At 72.9% G+C, this 6,925-nt stretch carries 11 protein-coding genes; 6 read left to right on the top strand and 5 right to left on the bottom strand.

What is annotated here, in order from left to right:
- Together NJ376_RS24650 and NJ376_RS24645 are read right to left on the bottom strand one after the other, a co-directional pair.
- A partial coding sequence (locus tag NJ376_RS24650) for a hypothetical protein (RefSeq protein WP_252955939.1) occupies positions 1–741 on the bottom strand: 741 nt, incomplete at its 3' end.
- Between the two features lie 28 nt (positions 742–769).
- Entirely contained in the window at positions 770–1,534 is a 765-nt protein-coding gene (locus NJ376_RS24645; protein ID WP_252955938.1) for a Spy/CpxP family protein refolding chaperone, read from the bottom strand.
- A 373-nt stretch (positions 1,535–1,907) separates the two neighbouring features.
- Between NJ376_RS24645 and NJ376_RS24640 the strand changes: the two genes are divergently transcribed.
- Positions 1,908–2,519, top strand: a complete 612-nt coding sequence (locus NJ376_RS24640; protein ID WP_252955937.1) for an RNA polymerase sigma factor — start codon at positions 1,908–1,910, stop codon at positions 2,517–2,519.
- 183 nt (positions 2,520–2,702) lie between these two features.
- The gene (locus NJ376_RS24635) at positions 2,703–3,005 is read left to right on the top strand and encodes a hypothetical protein (RefSeq protein ID WP_252955936.1); all 303 of its coding nucleotides are present in this window, start codon (positions 2,703–2,705) and stop codon (positions 3,003–3,005) included.
- A gap of 63 nt (positions 3,006–3,068) precedes the next feature.
- Here the strand turns inward: NJ376_RS24635 and NJ376_RS29510 are convergent, their stop codons facing one another.
- Together NJ376_RS29510 and NJ376_RS29505 are read right to left on the bottom strand one after the other, a co-directional pair.
- Entirely contained in the window at positions 3,069–3,383 is a 315-nt protein-coding gene (locus tag NJ376_RS29510; protein ID WP_252955935.1) for a hypothetical protein, read from the bottom strand.
- 215 nt (positions 3,384–3,598) lie between these two features.
- Entirely contained in the window at positions 3,599–3,790 is a 192-nt protein-coding gene (locus NJ376_RS29505) for a hypothetical protein (protein WP_252955934.1), read from the bottom strand.
- Positions 3,791–3,857: 67 nt separating this feature from the next.
- Between NJ376_RS29505 and NJ376_RS24620 the strand changes: the two genes are divergently transcribed.
- From NJ376_RS24620 to NJ376_RS24605, 4 genes are all read left to right on the top strand, one after another.
- On the top strand, positions 3,858–4,241 hold the full coding sequence (locus tag NJ376_RS24620; RefSeq protein ID WP_252955933.1) for a hypothetical protein: 384 nt from the start codon (positions 3,858–3,860) through the stop codon (positions 4,239–4,241).
- Positions 4,242–4,262: 21 nt separating this feature from the next.
- Complete coding sequence (locus tag NJ376_RS24615; protein ID WP_252955932.1) at positions 4,263–4,730, top strand: DUF411 domain-containing protein; 468 nt, start codon at positions 4,263–4,265, stop codon at positions 4,728–4,730.
- 22 nt (positions 4,731–4,752) lie between these two features.
- On the top strand, positions 4,753–4,929 hold the full coding sequence (locus NJ376_RS24610) for a helix-turn-helix domain-containing protein (protein WP_252955931.1): 177 nt from the start codon (positions 4,753–4,755) through the stop codon (positions 4,927–4,929).
- A 939-nt stretch (positions 4,930–5,868) separates the two neighbouring features.
- Positions 5,869–6,027, top strand: coding sequence for a hypothetical protein (locus NJ376_RS24605; protein WP_252955930.1), 159 nt, complete (start codon positions 5,869–5,871; stop codon positions 6,025–6,027).
- Here NJ376_RS24605 and NJ376_RS24600 read toward each other — a convergent pair.
- The gene (locus NJ376_RS24600) at positions 6,024–6,677 is read right to left on the bottom strand and encodes a hypothetical protein (RefSeq protein WP_252955929.1); all 654 of its coding nucleotides are present in this window, start codon (positions 6,675–6,677) and stop codon (positions 6,024–6,026) included. The genes NJ376_RS24605 and NJ376_RS24600 overlap by 4 nt on opposite strands.
- Between the last annotated feature and the right edge of the window lie 248 nt (positions 6,678–6,925).

The raw sequence follows: 6,925 nt of genomic DNA, 5'->3' as shown, positions 1-6,925 counted from the left end.
CGCGGGCGGCCCCGGTTCGGATGGCCCGCCGGGCGCGGGCGCCGGGCCCGGGGCGGCCCCGGCCGCGGGTGCGGGCGAGAGCCGCCGGACGAGCGCGTTGACCCGCCGCATGCGCGCGTGCTGGATCAGGAGGGTCCCGACCAGGAACGCGACCAGGAACGCCATCGAGGTCAGGTGGTACCAGGACAGGCCCCAGGGGCCACCGTCCATCTCCATCGGCGCCGCCTCGGCGGGCGGGAGGCCGAGCTGGTCCCTGAACCAGGTCAGGGCGAGCTGCCTCGGCGGCGTTCCAGCTTCGATGGCGCGCAGCGCCGCCGTCCCGCTCTCGAGCAGCAGCAGACCCTCGCGGACGCCAGCCGCGGCCTGCTGCACCGCCGCCGCGTCGTTCGCGGCGAGCGCATGATGGAGCCGCGCCTGGCCTGATGTGATCGCCTGGGAGCCCCATCCGATGCGCCGCTCGGCCTCGGCCTCGATCAGGCGGCGTGCCTCGGGCGTGAGCGCTGGCATGTCCAGGAGGGAGGCGTAGAACGGCCGCCCCGGCCCGCCCATGCAGCCCATCATGCCGCCGCACCCCGCGCCAGCCTGGGGAGCGGGCATGGACGGCATCGTGGGGACGCTCGCCGATGGTGCCGCGGTCCCGGCGGGCTGTCCCGGATGGTGCGCGCCGTGGTCGCCGGGGTCGGTCTGCGCGACCGCGGTCCCGATCAGCGCCGCGCCGAGCAGTCCCGCGACCGCGCCCACGCGTCCAGTGCTTGGCCGCCGCACGCCTTCAGAAGGCCCCGATGAAGGGCAGCATGGTGGCGGTCGCCGTTCGCTTCTGGGCGTCGTCGAGCTGGCTGTAGAGCGTGTCGAACGCCATCCGGGTCATGTGGATGGCCTCGGTGCGCTCCCTCAGGTGGCTCTCGAAGGACGCGAGCCTGGCCATGGGGTCGGCCGCCCTGCCGCTGTCCTGCAGCGCGGCGCGGGCGGCGTCGAGGTGCTCGCGCCCGGCGCGGAGCGTGTTGGCGAAGGTGTCCCAGGCGGGCGCCTGAGCGTCCGTGATGCGGAGCTCCGTGCGGAGGAAGGCGATGCGTCCCTCCAGGCGCGCCGCGGAGCCGCCCACGGGCTGGTCGCCGCCCATCGCACCCATGCCAGGCGCCGCGCCGCCCTGTTGCATCCCCTGCGGCATGGCGCCCCGGCGCATCATCATGTCCCGCATCATCGCCATCATGTCGCACCCCGCCATCGGCTGCTGCGCCTGGCCCATCGGCATCTGGGATTGGGCCTGGCCTTGCCCCGCCATGCCGCCCATCCGCATCTTGTCGTCGTCCATCATGCCGCCCGGTCCTGGCGCCCCCGCCTGCGCGCCCGGCATGCCGGGCATCGCCGCGCCCCCGGGGGCCGCCTGCTGAGCGGCGTCGCCGCCCATCGGCATCATGTCCATCATGGCGAGCCGGACGGGCGCATCGCGGTCCGCCGCCACCGCCCGGAGCGGGAGAAGCGGCACGATGGCCGCGAACGCGGCCGCGGCGAGCGTTGGCTGAAGTTTCGGCATGCTGGTGGTCCTTCCCCTGCTGGCGCCGTCGGGCGCTGGGACGTCGTGTGAGCGTCGCCTGACAGACGCCGGACCCGGGTCTGCCTTACAGCGGGGAGGATGGAATCGACCTTGCGCCGGGAGCGGTCGGGGCGACGGTCCCAGCGTCGTCTTCGTGGCGGGCGGGTTCCGTAAGGCTTCGCCGCAGCGAGCGTCCCTGCACGGCGGGGGCCGCCGGTTTGCGACAAAACATTGCTCGGCGTCGCGCGGGCCCGCGAAACAGTGGCCTCGTCTCCGGCCGTCTCCTAAGCCAATGGCGGCGGACCTGCCACGCCCTGCCCGGCATGGGCTTAGCCCCGCCGCATCGCCGCCGACCGCCTGGCGAGGAGCACCCATGCGCGCCCACGACGGCCCCCTCCCCTGCGCCGAAGCCGCCGTCCGAGGCGCCATCGCCGAGGTGCAGGCCAGGCTGCGGGGCGTTGTTCTCCGGCAGCTGAACGGCGACCGCCACGGCGCCGACGACGTCCTCCAGCGCTTCGCGCTCCGTGCGCTGGAGCGCGCCGGGGAGCTGCGCGACCCGGAGCGGGTCCACGGCTGGCTGGGGCGCGTGCTGTCCTCCACCCTCGCCGACCACGGACGCGAGTTCACGCGCCGCCGGGAGTGCCTGGAGGACCCGCGGGAGTTCGCGGAGACGCTTGTTGCCCCGGAGCCGGAGCCTGCCGAGTGGGCCTGCGACTGCATCGAGCCGCTCCTCGGCGCGATGCGGCCCGATCAGGCGGCGCTGATCCGGCGCCTCGACCTCTGCGGCGAGCAGAGGGAGGGCGTGGCGGCGGATCTCGGCATCCTGCCAAACGCGCTGCACGTGCGGCACCACCGAGCGCGGCGCGCGCTGGCGTCGCTGCTGCTCGCCGCCTGCGTCACCTGCCCGTCGGAGAGCTTCATGCGCTGCGCCTGCCCGAAGCCGCCCGCGGTGGACGAGGCACGGCGCGCCCGCGCGGCCGCCTAGATGAGTTCGCGCGCGATGGCACGGGGGAACGGGCGGAGCCGCGGCACGGCGGAGCAGGTGATTGTTTTGGCGCAAGGCCGGATCGGCGCGCGTTCGACATGATGGAACGTGCCCAAGGTCGACTCCGCGCTGCGGTGGCATGGGGTTGCCACGGAGCAACCGCTTTGGAGAGAGGAGAACCGCATGAAGAGATTGAAGAGCGCCGGTATGGGCTCGGCGGTGCTGCTGGCAGCGGGCCTCTCCGCCTGCGCGCCGCAGCAGCAGGCTGCGCCCCCGGCGGCCGCGGCGCCCGCCCCGACCAGCAGCGCCGCAACGGCTCCAGCCCCGGGTGGCCACCAGGCGATGATGGCCCACTGCGCCGACATGCGGCAGCAGATCCGGCAGGGCGCGCCGGTGTCGCCCGACATGCAGCGGATGGCGACCTACTGCCAGCACATGGACCACACCATGGGCGCCCAGCGCGGCCGCTCCGGCCCGTACCCGTAAGCCGGTCCCGCCGCGGCCCTGCTTGGCCGCGCCATCCTCGGTTTGGGCCTGACCGCGGGCCCCCTAGACGAGCTCGCGCGCGATGGCCCGGATCGGCTTCATGCCATGGCCGAACCTGGCGATGGTCTCGCGGTTCGCCTTGAGCTCGCCGTAGGGCAGGTAGCGCACCTTGAGGTCGGCCACGCGGCTGAACGCGGGCCTTGCCAGCTGCTCGCGCACCTCGCCCTCGCGGCCATCCGGCGCGACGAGGAACATGCCCTCGAGGGCGTGCGCCTCGGGCCCGAGCGCTAGGTCGAGCATGCCGGAGGAGATGGAGGTGGTGTGCTCCATCTCGTACGCGGCGACGATGCGGCTCGAAGCCTTGTCGAGCCACAGCACGTCGATCAGCCGGACGGCGTCCGCGCCCGAGCCGGTGCCGAAGCCGGGCAGAACGGCGAGGCAGCCGTCGCCCAGCTTGCCGCCACCGAGCAGGCGTTTCCGGTCGCTGGCGGCGATCCAGACGTCGTAGCCGAGTGACAGGCCGAGGTCGCGCAGCCAGCCCTGGACTGCGGTTTGGGTCTCGTCCTCCTCGCGGGCCGCGGCCAGCGCCTTGGCTACCTTGGCGCCCTCGTCGCGCAGGCGGGCGAGGTCCGCCTCCCAGGCGGCCCTGGCGCCGCATCGTCCTCGCGTGGCGGCGCCGGGTAGCGGCCGCTGCCGACGTCGAACAGCAGGCCGCCGACGGCGCCGAGGTCGTTCGAGAGCAGGCAGCGGTGCGTAGCGTTCAGGGCGAGGATGCCCTGCCGCATGGCGAGGTACTCGTCCCAGCGGCCCAGTTTCCCCTTGGCGCCGGTCAGGGCGTTGTAGCCGTTGACGATGGCCGAACTCTTCCTGGAGGAGGCCCGCGACTACGGCGACGCCGACGCCGAGGTGGTCTTCGTCTTCCTGCCGAGCTGGACCGCGGTCGCCCCGGAGATCGCCTGGGAGGATCCCGACGAGTGGGCGGAATGCCCGGCCGACGAGCCGTTGCCGTTCGGCCTCGTGGTGACGGCCGACGCCGCCGAGGGCCTGCCTGGACGCGCACGCTCGAGGAGTTCTGGTGGTTCTTTCCCGACCCGCTCGGCCGGGTGGCGGCCCCGCGCGCGGAGCTCTGACACCGGACTGTTGCCGGGCGACCCGGTCCAAGTCGGCCGCTCCATCCCCATCTACCGGCCGACGGCGGCGTGCGGACCGATGGGCGGCACGCTCGCATGTGGGTGAATTGAGCGAAGGAAGCATCCGATGAGACGGCGCCTATTTTTGGGGGCGGCGATTGCCGCAGGAACCCTGGGACACGCGGGGGCGCAGCCTGCCGACCAACGGCTGCTCTGGATCTGGCGCGACCCCAACTGCGGCTGCTGCACCGGCTGGGTGGAGCACATGCGCACCGCCGGGTTCCGTGTCGAGGACAACCTCGTGGCCTCGGTGGCGCCCGTCCGCCGCATGCTCGGCATCCCGTCGGACTTGCTCTCCTGCCACGCGGCCACGGTCGACGGCTACGCGCTGGAGGGGCACGTGCCCGCCGAGGCGGTCCTGCGGCTGCTCGCCGAGGGCCCCGCTGGCGTGCGCGGCCTCGCCGTCCCCGCGATGCCGACCGGCTCGCCTGGTATGGAGGTACCCGGCCAGCCCGACGACACCTACGACGTCGTCGCCTTCGGCGGCGACGGGCTCCGCGTCTACATGCGCTTCCGGGGCAGCCGGGCAGTCTGAGGCCGCACGGTCCTCAGTGGCCGTGAACCTTGCCCCGGGCCATGGCGAGGGTCATTCCGTCGTCCTCGACCGGACCTGGACCGAGATGGCGGCCGAGCTCGGGCTGACCCGCGAGGCCACTTACCGGGCGCTGGCCCGGCTGGAGGCCGACGGGCGCATCGTCCGGGGAGAGAACCTCGTCAGCCTTTGTGCGACCTGAGCCGGTCGAGGCCGCGGGAGCCGGGCAGGACATGGGCCAAGGAGCACGCCTAGCCCCGGGGCGTTCCCGCTTGCTACGGCCGGTACGACGATGGGCGCGGGCCGGTTCGGGACAGACCGGTTTTCCGTGGTGGTGGTGGTGCGGCGGGCCGGAGGGAGTTCCCTCTGGCCCGCTTCGCATTCCCGGCGCCGCTTGCCGGATCAGGCCGGGGAAGGGCTGCGCCCCGGAGGGCCTGCGCTGGCGGAAGGTGGACTGCCGGGGAGCCGCGGAACGGCTCATCGACCGTGCCAGCTCGGCTGCGCCTCGAAGATCTGCCGAGCCGGGGCGCAGTCGGGGCGTGCCCTCTGCTCCCGGTGGACGGCCCCGGTAGGGGCCGCCTACGCTCCCAATGGCATGGCCCCGCAGGGGCCTCTCGGAATCAATCCTCATGTCCTCCGGACCTTATACGGGTTAAACCACCGGAATTACTCGGCTTCCGGAAAAACCCTTTCGGCCGGGCCAAGTGGCCAGCGAGGCCGGGTCCAAGCAGCCCGGTCCCCTCTTCCCCCGACCATCCCTGTGCCCTCGGAGGCCGCTTAGCGGCTCCGTAATGGATACCAACGCTATCCGGATGACAGCAGGAACAAAGCCTTGAGCTAAAAAAGGGCATTCTCCAAAAACCCTTATCCTCCGGAGTCTGTCGGCGGGCGGGCCGGTGCCCGCCCCGCGGGAGATGCCGCGCGCCGTGTTTGCATCGGCTTCATTGACGACGAGGTGCTCCGGCTCCGGCAGATCACCGGCATCGCGGCGGTCTTCGCGGACCGCGAGTTCAGCAAGGCGTGGAACTGACGGACCCGGCGAGGCTGCGGGCCGTCGGCGAGGCGCTGTCCGGGGCGAGGTGGCAGATGCCCCTCGCCCGCGTCATCGTCCAGCCCTCCAGCCCTCCAGCCCTCTAGCGCCGTGGGCGTCGACATCAGCCTGCTCCAGCGCTGGGTCTCGGGCGACCGGCCGATGCCGGGCTGGCTCGACGCCGCGCTGGTCGAGGCGGTGCGGGCGGAGCGGCGCCGCCACCTCGAGCAGGCCGCCCGGCTGGAGGCCCTTGAGGCGGAGCTCGGCTAGACCGGCTGGATGCCGCTGGCTTCCAGACGCGGGATCGGGCGCTTGGCGCGCTCGATCCCGCAGCATTTCCGCACCTGGCGCCCGCTACCGCAGGTGCAGAAGTCGGTGGGCTCTAGGCAGAGGTCGTAGACCGCGTGCTGGGCCCGCAGGGCTCGCTCTGCGAGCGGCCGGAACTCCTCCCGGTCGAACTTGATCTCCCGCCCAACCGAGTGCGCCTCAAGGAAGGCGTTCATCGCGGCAGCGGCGTCGATGAACTCCTGGACGACCGGGTTCGAGGACAGCGCCAGCCGGACGTTGTCACGCCGCCGGAACCGCTCGTAGTCGAAGGTGGCGCCGTCGTCCCGCAGGAAGAGGATGCGCCGCTCGCCGTGGATCTTGGGGGTGATGTCGACCAGCGTGCCGTCCGGCAGTTCCCAGACCGCGTGGTGCTCGGCCTCGACCATCACGCCCGGCCAGATCCAAATGCCCCACCCGTAGACGATACGCCCGCCGCCGAACCCGACGGCGGCGCGGACATTGAGGAAGCACTCGTTCGGCCTGCAGTCGGGGTGGGTGTGCACCGGCACGAAGACCGGCCTCGCGCCGGGCATGATGCGCTCGCAGAGGCGCATGACCTGGCCGGTTATCTTGTCGGGAGTCGTCGTGTTCACGCCGCTTGGGTCCGCCCATGAGCCGTCCGGGGGGATCGGCTTCCGCTCCAGTTCGGGCGCCTCATAGCACGCGGGGTGGAGTCGTGGGCTGGGCGCCAAGCCTCCCGCCGGATCCCGGCGGCGCCGCCGTGGGCGAAGAAGGCGGGCGCGATCCAGATATCCCCGATCGCTCCCGGATCCGGTCCTCCGCCTCGTCGTAGCGGGCGAGGTAGGGCAGCCCCCGCGAGGCTATGCGCGCCCAGCCGGGC

Source organism: Siccirubricoccus soli (assembly GCF_024178315.1).
Classification (GTDB): Bacteria; Pseudomonadota; Alphaproteobacteria; order Acetobacterales; family Acetobacteraceae; genus Siccirubricoccus; species Siccirubricoccus soli.
Note: the sequence above shows the minus strand (reverse complement) of the source record. Positions and strands in the feature narration are given on the sequence as shown.

Coding starts and splice junctions, on each gene's coding strand:
- NJ376_RS24645 (WP_252955938.1), bottom strand. CDS start 1,534: ATGCCGAAACTTCAGCCAACGCTCGCCGCGGCCGCGTTCGCGGCCATC.
- NJ376_RS24640 (WP_252955937.1), top strand. CDS start 1,908: ATGCGCGCCCACGACGGCCCCCTCCCCTGCGCCGAAGCCGCCGTCCGA.
- NJ376_RS24635 (WP_252955936.1), top strand. CDS start 2,703: ATGAAGAGATTGAAGAGCGCCGGTATGGGCTCGGCGGTGCTGCTGGCA.
- NJ376_RS29505 (WP_252955934.1), bottom strand. CDS start 3,790: ATGCGGCAGGGCATCCTCGCCCTGAACGCTACGCACCGCTGCCTGCTC.
- NJ376_RS24620 (WP_252955933.1), top strand. CDS start 3,858: ATGGCCGAACTCTTCCTGGAGGAGGCCCGCGACTACGGCGACGCCGAC.
- NJ376_RS24615 (WP_252955932.1), top strand. CDS start 4,263: ATGAGACGGCGCCTATTTTTGGGGGCGGCGATTGCCGCAGGAACCCTG.